At 35.3% G+C, this 15,611-nt stretch carries 23 protein-coding genes and 1 pseudogene; 19 read left to right on the forward strand and 5 right to left on the reverse strand.

Going from position 1 to position 15,611, the window contains the following annotated elements:
* Window positions 1-144 precede the first annotated feature (144 nt).
* Together BK137_RS14650 and BK137_RS14655 are read right to left on the reverse strand one after the other, a co-directional pair.
* Window positions 145-339 (reverse strand): hypothetical protein, encoded by a 195-nt coding sequence (locus BK137_RS14650; RefSeq protein WP_076034619.1) that lies wholly within the window; start codon window positions 337-339, stop codon window positions 145-147.
* Between the two features lie 76 nt (window positions 340-415).
* Window positions 416-1,558, reverse strand: a complete 1,143-nt coding sequence (locus tag BK137_RS14655; protein ID WP_038185564.1) for an IscS subfamily cysteine desulfurase — start codon at window positions 1,556-1,558, stop codon at window positions 416-418.
* 118 nt (window positions 1,559-1,676) lie between these two features.
* Between BK137_RS14655 and nadB the strand changes: the two genes are divergently transcribed.
* The 6 genes from nadB to BK137_RS14685 all read left to right on the forward strand — a co-directional run bounded on the left by nadB (window position 1,677) and on the right by BK137_RS14685 (window position 7,982).
* Window positions 1,677-3,263: an L-aspartate oxidase gene (gene nadB, locus BK137_RS14660; protein WP_081730097.1), complete on the forward strand. Its 1,587-nt coding sequence runs from the start codon at window positions 1,677-1,679 to the stop codon at window positions 3,261-3,263.
* On the forward strand, window positions 3,232-4,074 hold the full coding sequence (gene nadC, locus BK137_RS14665; protein WP_038185559.1) for a carboxylating nicotinate-nucleotide diphosphorylase: 843 nt from the start codon (window positions 3,232-3,234) through the stop codon (window positions 4,072-4,074). The genes nadB and nadC overlap by 32 nt, the downstream gene beginning before the upstream one ends.
* Before the next feature lie 13 nt (window positions 4,075-4,087).
* Window positions 4,088-5,197, forward strand: a complete 1,110-nt coding sequence (nadA, locus tag BK137_RS14670; RefSeq protein ID WP_038185557.1) for a quinolinate synthase NadA — start codon at window positions 4,088-4,090, stop codon at window positions 5,195-5,197.
* A 169-nt stretch (window positions 5,198-5,366) separates the two neighbouring features.
* Window positions 5,367-5,900 carry a PadR family transcriptional regulator gene (locus tag BK137_RS14675; RefSeq protein ID WP_038185554.1) on the forward strand — a complete coding sequence of 178 codons (534 nt, stop codon included), beginning with the start codon at window positions 5,367-5,369 and terminating at the stop codon, window positions 5,898-5,900.
* Between the two features lie 112 nt (window positions 5,901-6,012).
* Window positions 6,013-6,762, forward strand: coding sequence for a hypothetical protein (locus BK137_RS14680; protein WP_038185551.1), 750 nt, complete (start codon window positions 6,013-6,015; stop codon window positions 6,760-6,762).
* 296 nt (window positions 6,763-7,058) lie between these two features.
* Window positions 7,059-7,982: a DUF4030 domain-containing protein gene (locus BK137_RS14685; RefSeq protein ID WP_038185548.1), complete on the forward strand. Its 924-nt coding sequence runs from the start codon at window positions 7,059-7,061 to the stop codon at window positions 7,980-7,982.
* Window positions 7,983-8,050: 68 nt separating this feature from the next.
* Here BK137_RS14685 and BK137_RS22335 read toward each other — a convergent pair whose 3' ends face one another.
* The 3 genes from BK137_RS22335 to BK137_RS14695 form a co-directional block, all read right to left on the reverse strand.
* Window positions 8,051-8,227, reverse strand: a complete 177-nt coding sequence (locus BK137_RS22335; RefSeq protein ID WP_155981191.1) for a hypothetical protein — start codon at window positions 8,225-8,227, stop codon at window positions 8,051-8,053.
* Complete coding sequence (locus tag BK137_RS14690) at window positions 8,211-9,632, reverse strand: recombinase family protein (protein WP_038185545.1); 1,422 nt, start codon at window positions 9,630-9,632, stop codon at window positions 8,211-8,213. Before BK137_RS14690 ends, BK137_RS22335 begins: the two co-directional genes overlap by 17 nt.
* 85 nt (window positions 9,633-9,717) lie before the next feature.
* Window positions 9,718-10,407: a LexA family protein gene (locus BK137_RS14695; protein WP_038185542.1), complete on the reverse strand. Its 690-nt coding sequence runs from the start codon at window positions 10,405-10,407 to the stop codon at window positions 9,718-9,720.
* A 146-nt stretch (window positions 10,408-10,553) separates the two neighbouring features.
* Between BK137_RS14695 and BK137_RS14700 the strand changes: the two genes are divergently transcribed.
* The 13 genes and pseudogenes from BK137_RS14700 (at window position 10,554) to BK137_RS14750 (ending at window position 15,606) form a co-directional block, all read left to right on the forward strand.
* Entirely contained in the window at window positions 10,554-10,775 is a 222-nt protein-coding gene (locus tag BK137_RS14700) for a helix-turn-helix transcriptional regulator (protein ID WP_038185539.1), read from the forward strand.
* 77 nt (window positions 10,776-10,852) lie between these two features.
* The gene (locus BK137_RS14705) at window positions 10,853-11,041 is read left to right on the forward strand and encodes a hypothetical protein (RefSeq protein ID WP_038185537.1); all 189 of its coding nucleotides are present in this window, start codon (window positions 10,853-10,855) and stop codon (window positions 11,039-11,041) included.
* Between the two features lie 36 nt (window positions 11,042-11,077).
* Window positions 11,078-11,977 (forward strand): hypothetical protein, encoded by a 900-nt coding sequence (locus tag BK137_RS14710; RefSeq protein WP_051448727.1) that lies wholly within the window; start codon window positions 11,078-11,080, stop codon window positions 11,975-11,977.
* Window positions 11,946-12,173, forward strand: a complete 228-nt coding sequence (locus tag BK137_RS21940) for a hypothetical protein (protein WP_155981190.1) — start codon at window positions 11,946-11,948, stop codon at window positions 12,171-12,173. The genes BK137_RS14710 and BK137_RS21940 overlap by 32 nt, the downstream gene beginning before the upstream one ends.
* A gap of 108 nt (window positions 12,174-12,281) precedes the next feature.
* Complete coding sequence (locus BK137_RS14715) at window positions 12,282-12,626, forward strand: hypothetical protein (RefSeq protein WP_038185534.1); 345 nt, start codon at window positions 12,282-12,284, stop codon at window positions 12,624-12,626.
* Window positions 12,623-12,772 (forward strand): annotated as a pseudogene (locus BK137_RS22670) (AbrB/MazE/SpoVT family DNA-binding domain-containing protein); the annotation flags it as partial. The gene BK137_RS14715 and the pseudogene BK137_RS22670, both read left to right, overlap by 4 nt.
* Before the next feature lie 119 nt (window positions 12,773-12,891).
* Window positions 12,892-13,245, forward strand: a complete 354-nt coding sequence (locus tag BK137_RS14725) for a hypothetical protein (protein WP_038185518.1) — start codon at window positions 12,892-12,894, stop codon at window positions 13,243-13,245.
* A gap of 1 nt (window position 13,246) precedes the next feature.
* A complete protein-coding gene (locus BK137_RS22340) occupies window positions 13,247-13,402 on the forward strand; it encodes a DUF6906 family protein (protein ID WP_164491931.1) in 156 nt (51 codons plus the stop codon).
* A gap of 13 nt (window positions 13,403-13,415) precedes the next feature.
* A complete protein-coding gene (locus tag BK137_RS14730) occupies window positions 13,416-13,679 on the forward strand; it encodes a hypothetical protein (RefSeq protein ID WP_038185516.1) in 264 nt (87 codons plus the stop codon).
* Window positions 13,680-13,739: 60 nt separating this feature from the next.
* On the forward strand, window positions 13,740-14,216 hold the full coding sequence (locus BK137_RS14735; protein WP_038185512.1) for a siphovirus Gp157 family protein: 477 nt from the start codon (window positions 13,740-13,742) through the stop codon (window positions 14,214-14,216).
* A gap of 11 nt (window positions 14,217-14,227) precedes the next feature.
* Window positions 14,228-14,416: a hypothetical protein gene (locus BK137_RS14740; RefSeq protein WP_038185511.1), complete on the forward strand. Its 189-nt coding sequence runs from the start codon at window positions 14,228-14,230 to the stop codon at window positions 14,414-14,416.
* Window positions 14,417-14,428: 12 nt separating this feature from the next.
* Window positions 14,429-15,151, forward strand: a complete 723-nt coding sequence (locus BK137_RS14745) for an AAA family ATPase (protein ID WP_038185509.1) — start codon at window positions 14,429-14,431, stop codon at window positions 15,149-15,151.
* Window positions 15,151-15,606: a DUF669 domain-containing protein gene (locus BK137_RS14750; protein WP_038185507.1), complete on the forward strand. Its 456-nt coding sequence runs from the start codon at window positions 15,151-15,153 to the stop codon at window positions 15,604-15,606. Before BK137_RS14745 ends, BK137_RS14750 begins: the two co-directional genes overlap by 1 nt.
* The last annotated feature ends 5 nt before the right edge of the window (window positions 15,607-15,611 follow it).

Consider the following 15,611-nt stretch of genomic DNA (forward strand, 5'->3'; position numbering starts at 1 on the left):
AGCTCTCCGCACACTTCCAAATAACATTATGAAAAGTAAAATCACGAGTAATAGTGACTTCATACAAACTATAAATGATATAAATATGCTTTGCGGCATTATTTATATCATTTTTTCTATTATAAAAGGTTGTCGAATGCGTCATTAGCATTGTTTTATAATCTTATTTCTTCTCCAGTTCTTATCATCTTCACATCCAAATAGATGTACCCTTGACTTGTAGCTATAATGGGTTCTTTTTGCCTTGAGTAATGTAATATCACTGACAATCACTTGTCGAGTCACATTTGTCATTCCTCCTAGTCCTCTTCCCGTCAATGGTTCGGTGGATGAGCGCAATGTGTCAACAATAAATTGACGGCGTTCCTTGCGAGCATTTTTTTGTTTGCATTCATATTCATTCCTCCAAGTGCAGTTAGTTTACTTTAATTGGTGTCCGTGTTTTGATTGCAATTTCAATGAGTCGATCAGCTAATTTTTTAACACTATCTAAAGTTGTATCTTGTCCAAAAGAGATACGGATGAACTCTCTCGCTTGTTGTGAAGGTACTTGTAGTGCCATCATAGCTTTTGATGTATGTTGTTTACCGACTTGGCACGCGCTACCAGTTGAAATGGCAAAACCAAGACGATTTAATTCGAGCATGATTAGTTGGCCTTCAACATTTCTTACCCCAAGCCCAATAATGTTTTGAAATTGTAAATCTCTATTACATGATTGATAGATAGTAAATAGTTCATGATGCTTTTGAATTTTGTTTAGAAATGCATCTCGGAATGATTTATCTTGATGTTCTATTTTGAGTAAATGGTCAGCAGCAGTGGTAAATGCCGCGATGCCAGGGACATTAACGGTTCCACCTCTAAATCCTGATTCATGTACGAGTCCAGGGAAAACAGGAACAAGTCGATGACGAGGGTGAATATATGTAGCGCCAACACCTTTAGGGCCATACACTTTATGACTTGAAATTGTTAAGCCATCGACAATAGACCCAATCGATTTTAAATCTATCTTCCCGAACGACTGAACACAATCACTATGTAGTAGAATGGCGCGTTCTTTTAAAATTTCAGCGATTTTATTTAGCGGCTGTATCGTACCAATCTCAGGATTAACATGTTGGATACTTGCTAGAACTGTTTCGCTAGTTAATGCATTTTCGAACAATTCTAGGTTAACAATACCTTCCTTAGTAAAGGGGATTGTGGTTACGATGAATCCATCTTCTTTTAAATACTCCAAAGCAGAATCAATAGATGGGTGTTCGCCCATAGTCGTAATGATATGATTCCCTTTATGCCGATTCGCTTTCGCAAGTGAAATGATAGAAAGTAAATTACTTTCTGTACCCCCAGCAGTGAAATATACACCTGCAGAATCAACGCCAAGCATCTTTGCAAGTTCCTCACGACAGAATGACAGCATATTCTGTGCTTCAGTTCCTACTTCATGTAAGCTACTCGTATTGCCATAGCATAATTGTGAAAGTTCACCGTATACATGTGCCGCACTCGGATGTAATGGCGTTGTTGCCGCATAATCAAAATAATGCAAAGTTCTTTCCCTCCAGTTACATAATAATTTCATCTTGCCATAGTTTCTCTTTTGTGTAAAGATAGGTGACAAGACACCTATCAAGATATAAAAAGATTTGGAGAGGATACAATTGAAGATGTACAACTGCATCATTGTCGGTAGCGGAATCGCTGCCATGCAACTAGCCAATCATCTAAGCGATCAATTTCGTATACTCGTTATAACAAAATCCACAAAAAGAGCCAATAATTCTTATCGAGCACAAGGTGGCATCGCATCAGCTATAGGAGAAGGGGATAAACCAGCATTTCACTTTCAAGATACGATTAAAGCAGGTTGCGAATTTCAAAATGAAAAGGAAGTACATAATCTCGTTGAACACGGCCCTAAACTAATAGAACAGTTGAAAAAAAGTGGACTTGATTTTGATAAAGATGACAAAGGTCAATTAGCTTTAGGAATGGAAGGCGCTCATGGGCAGAAAAGGATTGTCCACTGTGGCGGTGATGCAACTGGGAAATACATAATGGAACATCTTAATTCAACACTAAGGACCGATATTGATATCGTAGAAAATCGGTTTGTTTATGAACTGATTATTCATCCTACTACGAAAAAGTGTATCGGTATTAAAGCCAAGGACGAAAATGGACATAATGAATCTTATTTTGGTCATCAAGTAATTTTAGCTATGGGGGGCATTGGCGGATTATTTTCTATTACATCAAATGATCCTTCAGTAGCTGGTGATGGAATTGCTTTAGCTTATCGAGCAGGTGCAGATATTGTAGATATGGAATTCATTCAATTTCATCCTACACTTCTCTATTTTAAAGGGAAAACAGCGGGTTTGATTTCTGAAGCAGTAAGGGGAGAGGGTGCCCGTCTAATAGAGGAATCAGGACAGTCCATAATGGCTGGTAAACATCTTATGGAAGACTTAGCCCCAAGACATATCGTCGCCAAAGAACTATTTCAACAGCGACTGGCTAAAAAAGAAGTCTATTTGGACATATCGATGATTGATCGATTCGAAGAGCAATTCCCAACAATTACAGCAATGTGTCAGTCTAATGGCGTGTCATTAAAGGAAAAAAGAATTCCGGTTGCACCGGGATGCCATTTTTTGATGGGAGGAATTGTTGTTAATTCGGTAGGGCAAACGTCGGTTGACGGGTTGTATGCAATTGGTGAAACAGCTTCTACAGGTGTTCATGGCGCCAACCGACTTGCAAGTAATTCCTTGTTGGAGGGATTGCATTATGGCAAAATGTTAGCTAATCATTTGAATGAACAATTGATTCAAAAAGAAATGGAAATCCCTTTTTATAATCCTTCGAATAGTACCACGGTTAATGTACCACTGTTACCTGACAAAGAAGAACTGCGTGCAAAAATGATGGCGTATGCAGGGATTATTCGGACTAGTTCAGAACTTAAAATACTTCATGATTGGTTAAGTAAATATGACGAATCGATATTAAATGACTTGTCATTGGATGAGTATAGTAACGAAACTTTACAACTATTGTTTATGCTGCAAGTTGCGAAATTGATAACAACTTCTGCACAGCTGAGGAAAGAAAGCAGAGGAGCTCACAATCGAGAAGATTATCCTTCTGAGGATGAACGATGGGGACAAATTCATATTGTCCAATCAAAAAAAGGAACCGAAATGAGGGAACGACAAAATGAATACCATCAAGTTGAAGTCAATGCTTGAGCAATTTTATATTGAGGATATAGGAGATTGTGATCTATCAAGTGAATTTTTATTTCCTGAAACGATGATTGGAGAACTGGATATTGTTGCAAAAACGGACGGTATTTTTTGTGGGAAAAAGGTGATTGAAGAGGGGTTACGTATTGTAAATCAAAATTCGACAGTAAATTGTTATGTAGAAGACGGTCATTCAATTGGAAAAGGAACTGTCATTGCAACGGCAAAAGGACCTATACATAGTTTGTTGAAAAGCGAACGTGTCATTTTAAATTTAATTCAGAGAATGAGTGCCATTGCGACTGAAACAAATCGGGTTGTGGAGAAAGTTAGAGGAACAGGAACGAAAATTTGTGATACGAGGAAAACGATGCCAGGATTACGTATGTTGGATAAATACGCTGTTCGTACAGGTGGTGGTTGTAATCATCGTAATGGATTATATGATGCAGTCATGTTAAAAGATAATCACATTGCCTTTGCCGGCTCAATTACGAAAGCAGTTGAAACTGTAAAAGCTTCACTAGGACATACGATTAAAATTGAAGTCGAAATTGAAACGTTCGAGCAATTACAAGAAGCGATCACCTCGAAAGTAGACATTATCATGTTTGATAATTGTAAACCTGAAACCATTGCAGAATGGAGACAAATTGTACCTAATACAATCATTACAGAAGCATCTGGGATGATTACAAATGACACAATCCGAGTGTATGCGGAATCGGGTGTAGACTATATATCATTAGGTTATTTAACACATTCTGTAAAGGCGCTAGATATTAGCGCAAACATTAAGAATAGCACTAAATAATGGAGGAATCGACATGTCCATCATGCACTATTTTGAAGAGAAAAAAAGTGGAACATTACCAGAAACTTACCGGAATTTAACGACTGAGCAAATGGAAGCACGCATTATAGCAATTAAACTAAAGCTCGGGGAGAAACTTTTCATACCAGGGCATCATTATCAAAAAGACGAAGTAATACAGTTTGCAAATGTAACGGGAGACTCCCTGCAACTAGCACAACTTTGTGCAGCTAATGAACAAGCGGAGCACATTGTTTTTTGTGGTGTGCATTTCATGGCAGAAACGGCTGATATATTAACGAATGTCTATCAGAAAGTTTACTTACCCGACATGCGTGCAGGCTGTTCAATGGCCGATATGGCGAACATTTTCCAGACGGATCGTGCATGGGACGCACTTACTGAGATACTTGGTGACACAATCGTACCACTTACATATGTCAACTCAACTGCAGCTATTAAAGCATTTGTTGGAAAAAATGGTGGTGCAACAGTGACGTCATCAAATGCTCATTCAATGGTAAAATGGGCATTTACACAAAAAGAGCGTATTTTGTTTTTACCAGACCAACATCTCGGTAGAAATACAGCGTACGATATCGGCATTCCACTTGAGCAAATGGCTGTTTGGAACCCGATAAACGATAAGCTTGAGTATGAAGGGGAAGTTGAAGACATCAAAGTGATTTTATGGAAAGGACATTGTTCCGTTCATGAAAAATTCACAGTCCAAAATATCGCCGATCTTCGTGAATGCGATCCAGAAATACGCATCATCGTTCATCCAGAATGTTCACGAGAGGTAGTCGAACTTGCGGATGATAACGGCTCTACAAAATACATCATAGACGCAATTGAGAATGCCAAGCCAGGTAGTAAATGGGCAATAGGTACGGAAATGAATCTTGTTAACCGACTTATTCAAAACCACCCAAACAAACAAATCGTTTCGCTCAATCCGAGCATGTGTCCTTGTTTGACTATGAATCGTATTGATCTACCACACTTACTTTGGAGCTTAGAGAGCATTGTCAATAGTGAAGATATCAATGTTATTCAGGTTGATGAAGATACGACGAAAGACGCAATCAAAGCGCTTGAACGGATGTTGGCAAGAGCGTAAGAGCTTCTTAGTCTAAAAAGATAATTACTGAAAAATACGACTGTTTATTGGGGAAATAATGAGCAGTCGTATTTGTATTGAATACTTTTACATTTTACTTTTATTGACATATATATGCGCTAAATGTAAAATACTCAATGTAGAGTATAAATTTTTGGGGGTGTCTATTATGACTCAATTACTAGTTTTAGGTATGTTAGATATCCGACCTATGTCTGGTTATGATATTCAAATGATGCTACAAGAAAATGATGTGGAGCGATGGTCAGGTGTACTCGTTGGATCAATTTATCATGCACTAAAAAAACTTGAAAAAGATAAATATATTGAAATAGAACGAATGGAACAAACAGGTTTGCGACAAAAAGCAATATATAAAATAACTGATAAAGGTCAATCATATCTGCAAGACTTGATTTTCAAAGCCATTAAAACATCTTCAATACCATATCCAACAGCACTATATTCTGGATTATCATTTATAGATAAATTACCTACTGAGAAATCACGGGAAGCATTAGAGCAACAATTACAAAAATTAGTTAACGAGTTAGAGTCATTAGAGATTGGTCTAGAAGTTAAGGAAAAATATTTAGATGGTGAACTACCTGCAATGATCCAATTGGTTTCTAATAATATGATTAAAATTGTCAAACAGCAAATTACATTAGTTGAAGATATCTTAAAGCTTTTTGATGAATAAATGCTCCTTCTTTTTGGAGAGGAAAAAAAATAATCATATAGTCAATGTTGAGTATTTAATTTTGAGTGTATAATTTTCTGCTTATTAATTTTCTTGAAAAGGAGAATGTTGGATGAAAATTGATCATTTAGTTATTAATATAGATAGCAAATATCAGGAAGAAGGAGAACAGGTAACTGCCATTCGTAGTATAGGTTTACCTTACAATCCAAATAAAGGGAAGGGGACGAAAGGTTTTAAAGTATCGAATATTTGGATAGGAAAAGAATATTTCGAAATGGTTAACCTATTGCGAGAAGATGGAGGAGGATGGAAAGAAGAATGGGTCAATGCCTATAACCAAGGTGAGCGAGGGCTCATTTGTTTAATGATTGATGTAGCAGATATAGATTTATTATGTGAAGACATGCAAAGTAAAGGGATATCTATTACAAATCCAGAAAGTATTAAAATAAAATTTCTTTTCAATCTATTCTCAAAAACGCTACCATGGCAAAATAGTTATTTAAACTTCTTTGAAGGAGTTCCATTGCAAATTGGTTTTCAACAAATGATAAATCAAAAAACAAGAGATTTTATGGGTAAATACATGGTGCCAAATGCGTTAGAAAATAATATTGAGGGTATCAATAGAATTAAGATTAGTGGTAACTTTTCGAACAATGATTTTGAACTGATTAAGAAGGTTTTTGACTTTGTTATGATAACAGAGGACAGTCTACAAATAAGATTACAACATTCTCAAGAAATAATTTTTGAAAAAGCCAAAGAGTATAAAGTAATGGTTAGTTTAAAAGGAAAATATAATAAGTTGAAGGTAGAAAACTGTTGGATAGAGAACACTAAGATAAGTCTTGAGTAAAGAAAATCTTTTTGAGTAGAATGATTATTTAAATTGAAACCAGTTGACTAGCTAATAGGCTAGTTTTTTTAAAGTAGTTATTGTAATTTACATTTCTATGATAAGGACAGGCACTCCTACATAAACTACTGTATATTACAAAAGCTCGTACTCAATTTTTGCTAGTATAAATAGAGCACGAAGTATCTAAGTAATTCAATACTTTATTAAAGAGGGAGGTCGTTTTTATACAAAATAAGAATGAGAATAAGTTAAAAATTGAGTTCACTACTAATGGAAAGAAAAATAGAAAGTCCATGAAATTTTACATAAGCGGAGCAGTTCTAGCCGGTGTATTGCTATTTGGTTCAGCATCTATTTCTCCAACTATAAATAATGCTTTTGCCAAGACACCTTTCTTAAATTTAATATATGAACCAACACTTTTAAATAAAGATATAGTCAAAATAATAACAGAAAGATTGCTTTCTAAAAACTATCCATTCGAAAATGTTTCGATAGTTGCGCCTAAGAAAAACATTGTTATTAATATAGATAAATCAGAACAAAATCCTTTGAAAGTGGAAAAAGCGATAGAAAAGGAAGTTAATTCACTGTTAAGCTCATTTGATCTTACAGATTATAAACTAAAAATTGTTCAAGATCTTCAGAATGTATCTCTGAATACAATGATTTATCAAGAAACCAATTTGATGGCAAAACAATTACAGAATAATATAAAGAATGACGCAAGGTTACAAGATTATAAGCTGATATCGGTATCTGTTAATAATAATGATGTTCAGAATATGATTATATTGGTTGCATCAGATAAGGAAACAAGAACTGGTGTAATGAAAAAAATAGTGCAAAGCATTGTAAAGGAAAATAATTTCGAGCCCTATTTGATTAAAACATATTCAATAGATGCTCAAGAAGAAGAAATTGCCCTTAAATGGCAAGCTATAATAAATAAAATAAACACTGAATTCATTGGTAAAGACGAAATGAAAATAAAAGATATTCGTTATTCTTTATTTGAACCACCATCATCTTTTCTCATAAATACGTCTATTAACCCTACAGATGAGGCGGCTATAGAAGAAGCTCAAAAAATTGAGAAGGCTATTAAGATGTTTATAACAACTCAAGGAGACACTAGCTCTATTAATCAAGAACCATATAATATTGTTATTTATGGTAGTGATAATAAAGAAATAAATATAGCCACTCAAAATTAATATACCAGCCATTTATATTATTTACGAGCGCTTAAATAATATGAATGGCTGGCATCCGTTCGTCAGGATTAAATCAAAAACATTGCCACAATGGTTGTGACGACTAATCCAGTAATAACAGGCACTAAATTTCTACGTGCAAGTTCGAATGGACTAACATTACAAATTGCTGCAGCGGGGATAAGTGCCCAAGGGATAAGTGTACTTCCACCGATGAAAGACAAATTATTATTTCGCTGATACAATCACGATTTCCCTAGCTTGCTTACTACTACGATATTCGTCTTTTGTATCAATAACAAGCTGTGAGAAAACAGTTGTCATTAATTCCTTACGCTCGTAATCATTGGCATGTAACCATAGCGTATCCATATTTTCTACTATGGACTTAAGTGTATCGCTACTTGTATCGATTTGTTTGATACTGTTTAATTCGCGTCGAATTTCTTTTTCCTTATCACGCAAAGTTGATGTGGAAGAAATAAGCTCATCAATATCAATAACGTCATTTTCAAACATAGTTTTCTTCTTTTGCATTAACTTTTCGACTGCTGATAATTCACTTTTGAGTGTTGCTAATCTTTCTGTAGGGTACTCGGAATCTCCATCAGCGGTCAAAAATTGTTCGGTTAACTGACTGAAATGAGCGAATACTGTTTTAACTAAATTATCCTCTAGGATGATGTGGCTAGAACATTTTTTCCCTGTTTTTTTCCCTGAACATCTATATGTCTTTTTATTTCCGGATCTATGTCCAGCTATAGAATGTCCGCAGCGGGCACATTTAAGAATAGAAGAAAAGTAATAGTTGCTTGTTTCTCGTTTCCCGCCAAATGTTCTACGTTTATCCAAAATATCTTGCAACCCCCAAAACTCTTCTCTAGATATTATTCGTTCGTGATTACCTTCATACAATTTTTGTTCTCTTGGGGGTTTTTTGTAATCTTTTTTACTTTCGTTGAATGTTAGGTAACCTGCATATACGCAATTATTTGCGATACCTCTTACAGAATCAACATGCCACTCACCACCGTAACGTGTAGGAAAACCACGAGAAGTTAATTGTTTGGCGATTGTTAAAAAACCGAGTGTTTTAGATAATTTAAATACTTCTTTTACAACTTTCGCTTCATCTTCATAAATAACTAACTTTTCATCTACTACACGGTATCCGTACGGTGGAGTGCCACCTTTCCATTCACCTAACTTTGTTTTTTTCTCCATACCCATTCTTACACGTTCTGCGGTGTTCTCGCGTTCCCATTGAGCAATAGCTGCGACTAATGTTATAAACAGTCTTCCCATTGCGTTTGTTGTGTCATAGACTTCGGTAGCAGACTTAAACTTGCAGTTGTATTGATCAAGTTCTTGTAAAATTTCGTAAAGATCAGATACCGAGCGAGTTAGTCGATCTAACCGATATACTAAAACAACGTCAATACCACCTGCTTTTACTACATTCATCATCTCTTGAAAATGGGGTCTGTTTAAATCTTTTGCTGAATAACCATCATCAATAAATGGTTCTCCCACAAGTTCCCATCCTTGTGAAACGCAATAGGCTTCTAATTTCTCTAATTGTGCAGCGATAGAATAACCGTGTTTAGCTTGCTCTTCTGTGGAAACTCTAACATAAATAACTGACTTCATTTTTTTCACCTTTCTAGGTATAAGAAAAGAGCAGCGTATTAGCTACTCTTGCTTATATAATTACAATCGTTGGAATATAAGTTAATCAAAAATTTAAAATTACTTTTTTTAATTTACCTATTATGCGAATGTCATTGTTATTCAATGGTACTGCAATTGGTGGATAATCAGAATTTGCACTTTCTAACACAAGTGTCTCATTAGAAATAGTTACTTTCTTTAGATAAGCCTCACCATTAATCAGGACAGCTATAACTTCACCATTTTCGAAACTAGATTGTTTTCTAATTAGCAGTAGATCTCCGTCATAAATTCGTAAACCTTTCATACTGTCACCATTTGCTCTTAAATAAAAATGAGTGCCTCCTTTTACCCAACTTTGTGGAGTATCTTCATATCCTTCAACGTCTTCGTAAGCTAATACACCATTTCCACAACTTATTGAACCATATATCGGTAGCTTCACCGCATAAGTGGGAACTTCGTCAATTGATTCTTTTATTTCAGATCGCTCTAATGGAATTTTATCTATGTGAATTTCATCTAGTTGAGAATTAATAGGTGGGAATAAATCGTCAATTGTAACGCCAATGGCTTTAGCTATAGCAAACAAAATATCTTGCTCAGCTTCGTTAGTTCCACTTTCGTAAGAGGAAATTGTGTTGTGTTTTACACCAACTTTTTCACCAAGTTGTTTTTGAGTAAGTTTAGCGATTTTTCTATACTTTTTAATTTGTTCACCAACATATTTTGTTACATTATTTTCTTGTTTCATGAAATCATCTCCTTCCTAATAAATAGTATATCACATTTCATGAAGTTTAGTACAATTATTTTCATAATTTATGAAGTTTTTTGTTGACTCTACCAATTATTTCATATAATATGAAGTTATCACTTAGAGAAAGTGAGGTGAAGAATATGCAATATAATTTAATCAAGTATCGCAAATTTAACTTATTAACACAGAAAGATATGGCGAACTTGATAGGAGTTGACTTGCGAACATATGCTAATAAAGAACATGGTGATTCACAATTCAAGTTAAACGAAATGTTTATTATTGCAAAAAAATTAAACATGGATATTAGTGAAATTTTTTTACCAACTAACTTCATGAATCATGAAGTTTTAGAAGCTTGAGTCTATAAAACATTTTGATTGTAAAGTAGAAATGTACAACCTTAGAACTTGCATAGGCTGTATTGAGGTGATGGGAAATGGGATTCGAAGGATTCGAAGGCTTTGAAATGACTGAAGAAAAAGTACGTAAACTGAAGCCGATTGTCGAAAAAATCCTGTCGAGAAAACATGGGCGTGACATAAAGTTATACAATTTAACAATTTGTGGAGTGCCTTTAGGTGATGAGAGTAGCAATGAAGATCAGCAAAATCGGCAACCTAATTAATTATCTGAAAAGTGAAATATCAAAGGAGGAAATCAAATGTTTACAAATGTAGAGAGCACAGAGTTAATCAGCAGTGTAGAAAATATCATGGTCGAGTTGAAGAAGCGCCTAGATCCATCTTATGTGGAAGCGCAAAAGAAGGCTGAGGTTGATGGTGATAACGTAATCCAACATAAAGGATTGAAGCTTTGTAAGGTTGAGCGTGAGGCTCGTGAGGGGGATTATGTTAGACCTAATTATCAAGGGAATTTTCACGTTCTAAGGGATGGAGAAATTTACGGTCCGGTATTTAAAGATAAAGGAGAGCGTTTAGCTGTAAGTAGTGGTTATACCGTATATGAGGATGCTCACAACCGCACCCCATCCACAGTAGAAGTATTCGAACCAATCGGTCACTGCAAACCTGTGGAATATGAACCACCTTTCCCAGAGGTACTCACACCAAATGAACAACGTGCTTTGTTGATTAAGCAGGCTAAGGAGTTTGTGGAGGAACATACGAAACCTAATGATTTTACTGGTAAAGGTGTTCTTATCGGCAGTCGCTGGTCAACTAAAATTGAGTTTGTCTTAAACAATCAAAAACGTACACTAGTTGCATTAGCGAAAGGTATTGATAGTGCAAGGGTAAGAGCCAAAGGTATAGCAAAATGCGCACCAGATGAAGTATTCAACGAACACATTGGACAAGCTATCGCATTAGCTAGAGCGCTTGAAATTGAAGTTCCAAAAGGGTTTTTGAAGGCGATACAACCGGATGAAAAGGTTGCAGGAATGGTTGTATTTGCAGAAGGAGAAAAACGACGATTAGTAATTGAATATAAAGATGTAAATATTAGCGAACATCATGGAGAAATAACCTGTCAAGTTGGTTCTGGTTATAGCAAGGAAGGAATTATTTTAGATGACACAAAAGCAGAGTACAACAATGCATAAAACAGCATTATACCGATTCCGAAAAAGCTTAAACCTTAGACCGACACAATGCGCGAATGCTTTAGGAATCTGTGAAAAATCATACCAATTGAAGGAATACAATCGCAGACAATTCACCTTAGAAGAGTCATTTAATCTATCAAAATATTTAAAGATTACGATGGAGCAACTATTCAAACTCGTCAAGGAGGGATAATTGTTGATTGTCCACAATGGGGATTGGCGCAACATGTCGGGGTGGGAGCGTTATTGGGCAATATGTCAGGCGTATCAAAGAAATCAAATTAGATGGGGAGGCTTGGAAATGGAAAAGAAAGTAGAAATTCCTTCATTAGAGTATTTAAAGGGATTAACTGAAGAAGGTGTTAAAAACTTTGAACAAACGGTATTAGAAGGTCCATTATTCAAAGAGATAATTCGAAAAATAGAAGATGCAGCACTTGATGGTCTTGCAATTTATGAAAAGAAAATTGAATCTGATGACGATGTTAGAGCATTAAAAGTAATCTGTACAGCACTTAAAGAGAATGACTTTTATTGTGAAATTGAAACTAAAGAGAAAACAGGTTTGTTGATGGGGAAATACTATCAAAAATACTTTGTTGTTAAATGGGAATCAAAAAATACGAATGGAGATGAAAAGAAATGAAATCTACAGGTATCGTTCGCAAAGTTGATGAATTAGGTCGTGTGGTTATTCCGGTTGAATTACGAAGAGGTTTAGGAATTGGAGAAAGAGATCCATTAGAAATTTATGTGGATGGTAATCAAATTGTTCTTCAGAAGTATCAACCAAATGTTGAACGTGAAGATGTAACAAAAGGTCTTGAAAAATTAAAAGAACTTGTTAGCAGCACAGATAAAGATGTATTAGAACGTGCAATCAAATTAATTAAATAATTGGAGGTTAGAATATGAAACCATATCTAGTGTTAGAAAATGGATCACATGATTTAACGACCGTAAATTATTTCGAAGGTGAAATTAATTCAGTTGGCTACTTTGTAAATGGCAATTACATCTTAATAAATGCCAAAGATTTTGAAGGGGAATTGGCAGAAAACATCGTGTGGAAGGATAACGCAATTACCAAGAAATTAGAAACTTTGCTAGAAGATGAACTCGAAACGCTAAATGACTGGTCACATGCAGGTATGCAAGAAAATAACTTGGAGCTAATGCTAAAAGCACAAGTTAAGTACAATATGCAATCAGCAAAAATTGATGGAATCGAAGCTGCACTTGAACTAGTGCAAGGTGGTGAATGACTTGAAGAACGGTAAACGTTTAACAGTTGCTAACCATAAATATCTACAATCTATGAATCTCAAAAGTGAGAATTGGTTGATTAGTAAACGGACAAGTAATTCGTGGACACTCATCCACAGAGAAACAGGGCGTGTACGTCAAATACCGGCACCTTAAAGGGGATGGATACATGAACAAATGGCGTAAACCATTTGGAGATATCACTATCAAACGTGCAAGAGAATACGAGTTAGATAATGCGATTGCAGACTTAGAACAACGTGGATTTGAACTAATTAAACGTGGTGAACAACATAAAGAAGTGAAGCAATTTAATCGTGAAGGAAACTCAATAACACATTTAAGTAGATTCAGATATTCAGACCATCGAGATATTAATACCTATTATGCGGTTATGAGAAATAAAAAACTCGCTAAAGATGGCAGTCTTTAACGAGCGCATTTGAAATTATTTTTCTAGTAACAATATAACACACTTAGGAGGAAATTATACATGCCAACTTTATATGAATTAACAAACGACTTTCAACAAGTCCAACTATTAATTGAAGAAGGTGCTGATTTAACAGATACTCTTGAATCTATTGAAATGGTTATCGAGGACAAGCTTGAAGGCTACGGTAAAGTTATTCGAAATCTTGAAGGGGATATCGCTTCTTATAAAGCTGAGGAAAAGCGACTAGCTGACCGTAGGAAAACGATTGAAAATGGTTTAAAACGTATTAAAGATTCAGCGTATGAAAATTTGAAAAACACAGGTAAAAAATCAGTGGATGCAGGGACATTTAAATTTTCAATCGCTAAAAATCCTGCAGCAGTTCAAATTGTAAATGAAAGTTTAATTCCACAGGATTACTTTGTAACGCCTAGTCCTCAAATTGATAAAACAGCTTTAAAAGAAGCTCTTAAAACTGGCGTTGAGGTTACTGGTGCTGCATTAATTCAAGGGGAATCATTAAGGATTAAATAGGAGGATATAAAATGGCTCAAGTTAGAGATTTGCAGGAAGCGATACAATCCGTACAAGAGTTCACGGATAACGCTACTGAAGGAGTAAAAGCAGCAATAAAAATACTAGAAAATATAGATTTTGATGATTCTGAAAGTATGGAACATGAAGTAGAATCTGCAATCGAAGAATTAAATGATACTTTACGTCAGATGGAATAAGGGGGTATACAAATGACAGAACAACAATTTTCATTTGAAACACACAATGCGGTCAATGTAGAAAAGCAAGGTAAAACTTATTTGTTATTTTGTCCGCCAGGAATGGGGAAATCACATACAATCGGTTTTTTACCAGGCAAGACATTGGTACTTGATATTGACCGAACAAGCCATGTGTTAAAGGGAAATCCCAACATCGATATCATCTATGTGGACAACAAAAGCACGTGGGATTATTGGGAGAAACTTTTAATCCATATTGAAAAAAATCTTAAAGGTAAGTATGACAACATTGCTATAGATAATGCATCAGAGCTTGAACGTTGCTTACTATCCAGTTTAGGTGCGAAAGGTAAAAACAATGGGGTTCCGTCACAAGGAGATTATCAATATATGCAATTCCGAATCGTGAATAGTTTCCGATGGATGAAAAACCTAGCAGATCGTGTTGTGTTTACAGCATGGGAAACAACTGATTTGTATACGTCAGCGGAAGGACAGCAATACAATCGCTCTTATCCTCAAATCAATATGAAAATACTAAACAATGTACTAGGGTTGTGTGATGTTGTTGGTCGATTGATGATTAATAGTGAGGGTAATCGAGGTTACGTGTTAAAGGGTACGAATAGCATTTATGCTAAAAATCAATTAGACGGTCGTGAAGGGTGTAAACAGGATGAAATCTTTGCTGTGCCTTCCACAAATGATGAAGAAAAAGGAGCGAATAAATAATGTCATTTTTTAAATTTAACGAAGAAGAAGCTTCAAAAGGTTTCGAATTAATCGAAGAAGGTAAATACGAGGTCACAATCATAAATGCAGTGGCTAGTAAGACACAGGTAGGTAAAGATAAATTAATGGTTGATTTCGAAATCCGTTCAGATGTACCGCAAAAATTTCAAGGTTCAAAGGTCTTGTACAATAACTTCACTTTTGAGCATGAGATAGCTGTGAAAATTGTCCAATCGCTACTTAAAGCAGCTGGTTTCTCAAATGGATATGAATTTAAATCAGCAGAAGACATGGCAAATCAATTATTAAGCAAAAACTTACAAATTACAGTAGCTCATGAAAAGAATGATAAAGGTACTTATCCTAAATCTAAATTTTATGATACTTCAAAAGTTGATGCACCTATTCAACAAGGTGGACCAATAAATGTTGGTTCAGATGATCTTCCGTTCTAAATAAA

The organism is Viridibacillus arenosi, from assembly GCF_001955655.1.
GTDB classification, from domain to species: Bacteria; Bacillota; Bacilli; order Bacillales_A; family Planococcaceae; genus Viridibacillus; species Viridibacillus arenosi.

What these genes read in the sequence shown, in the direction of transcription:
- BK137_RS14710 (WP_051448727.1), top strand. Translation starts at nt 11,078, where the DNA reads ATGTTTACAAATGTAGAGAGCACAGAGTTAATCAGCAGTGTAGAAAAT.
- BK137_RS14690 (WP_038185545.1), bottom strand. Translation starts at nt 9,632, where the DNA reads ATGAAGTCAGTTATTTATGTTAGAGTTTCCACAGAAGAGCAAGCTAAA.
- BK137_RS14680 (WP_038185551.1), top strand. Translation starts at nt 6,013, where the DNA reads ATGAAAATTGATCATTTAGTTATTAATATAGATAGCAAATATCAGGAA.
- BK137_RS14685 (WP_038185548.1), top strand. Translation starts at nt 7,059, where the DNA reads ATGAAATTTTACATAAGCGGAGCAGTTCTAGCCGGTGTATTGCTATTT.
- nadB (WP_081730097.1), top strand. Translation starts at nt 1,677, where the DNA reads ATGTACAACTGCATCATTGTCGGTAGCGGAATCGCTGCCATGCAACTA.
- nadC (WP_038185559.1), top strand. Translation starts at nt 3,232, where the DNA reads ATGAATACCATCAAGTTGAAGTCAATGCTTGAGCAATTTTATATTGAG.
- BK137_RS14695 (WP_038185542.1), bottom strand. Translation starts at nt 10,407, where the DNA reads ATGAAACAAGAAAATAATGTAACAAAATATGTTGGTGAACAAATTAAA.
- BK137_RS14735 (WP_038185512.1), top strand. Translation starts at nt 13,740, where the DNA reads ATGCCAACTTTATATGAATTAACAAACGACTTTCAACAAGTCCAACTA.
- BK137_RS14675 (WP_038185554.1), top strand. Translation starts at nt 5,367, where the DNA reads ATGACTCAATTACTAGTTTTAGGTATGTTAGATATCCGACCTATGTCT.
- BK137_RS21940 (WP_155981190.1), top strand. Translation starts at nt 11,946, where the DNA reads ATGACACAAAAGCAGAGTACAACAATGCATAAAACAGCATTATACCGA.
- BK137_RS14715 (WP_038185534.1), top strand. Translation starts at nt 12,282, where the DNA reads ATGGAAAAGAAAGTAGAAATTCCTTCATTAGAGTATTTAAAGGGATTA.
- BK137_RS14740 (WP_038185511.1), top strand. Translation starts at nt 14,228, where the DNA reads ATGGCTCAAGTTAGAGATTTGCAGGAAGCGATACAATCCGTACAAGAG.
- BK137_RS14725 (WP_038185518.1), top strand. Translation starts at nt 12,892, where the DNA reads ATGAAACCATATCTAGTGTTAGAAAATGGATCACATGATTTAACGACC.
- BK137_RS14730 (WP_038185516.1), top strand. Translation starts at nt 13,416, where the DNA reads ATGAACAAATGGCGTAAACCATTTGGAGATATCACTATCAAACGTGCA.
- BK137_RS14705 (WP_038185537.1), top strand. Translation starts at nt 10,853, where the DNA reads ATGGGATTCGAAGGATTCGAAGGCTTTGAAATGACTGAAGAAAAAGTA.
- BK137_RS14700 (WP_038185539.1), top strand. Translation starts at nt 10,554, where the DNA reads ATGCAATATAATTTAATCAAGTATCGCAAATTTAACTTATTAACACAG.
- BK137_RS14750 (WP_038185507.1), top strand. Translation starts at nt 15,151, where the DNA reads ATGTCATTTTTTAAATTTAACGAAGAAGAAGCTTCAAAAGGTTTCGAA.
- nadA (WP_038185557.1), top strand. Translation starts at nt 4,088, where the DNA reads ATGTCCATCATGCACTATTTTGAAGAGAAAAAAAGTGGAACATTACCA.
- BK137_RS14745 (WP_038185509.1), top strand. Translation starts at nt 14,429, where the DNA reads ATGACAGAACAACAATTTTCATTTGAAACACACAATGCGGTCAATGTA.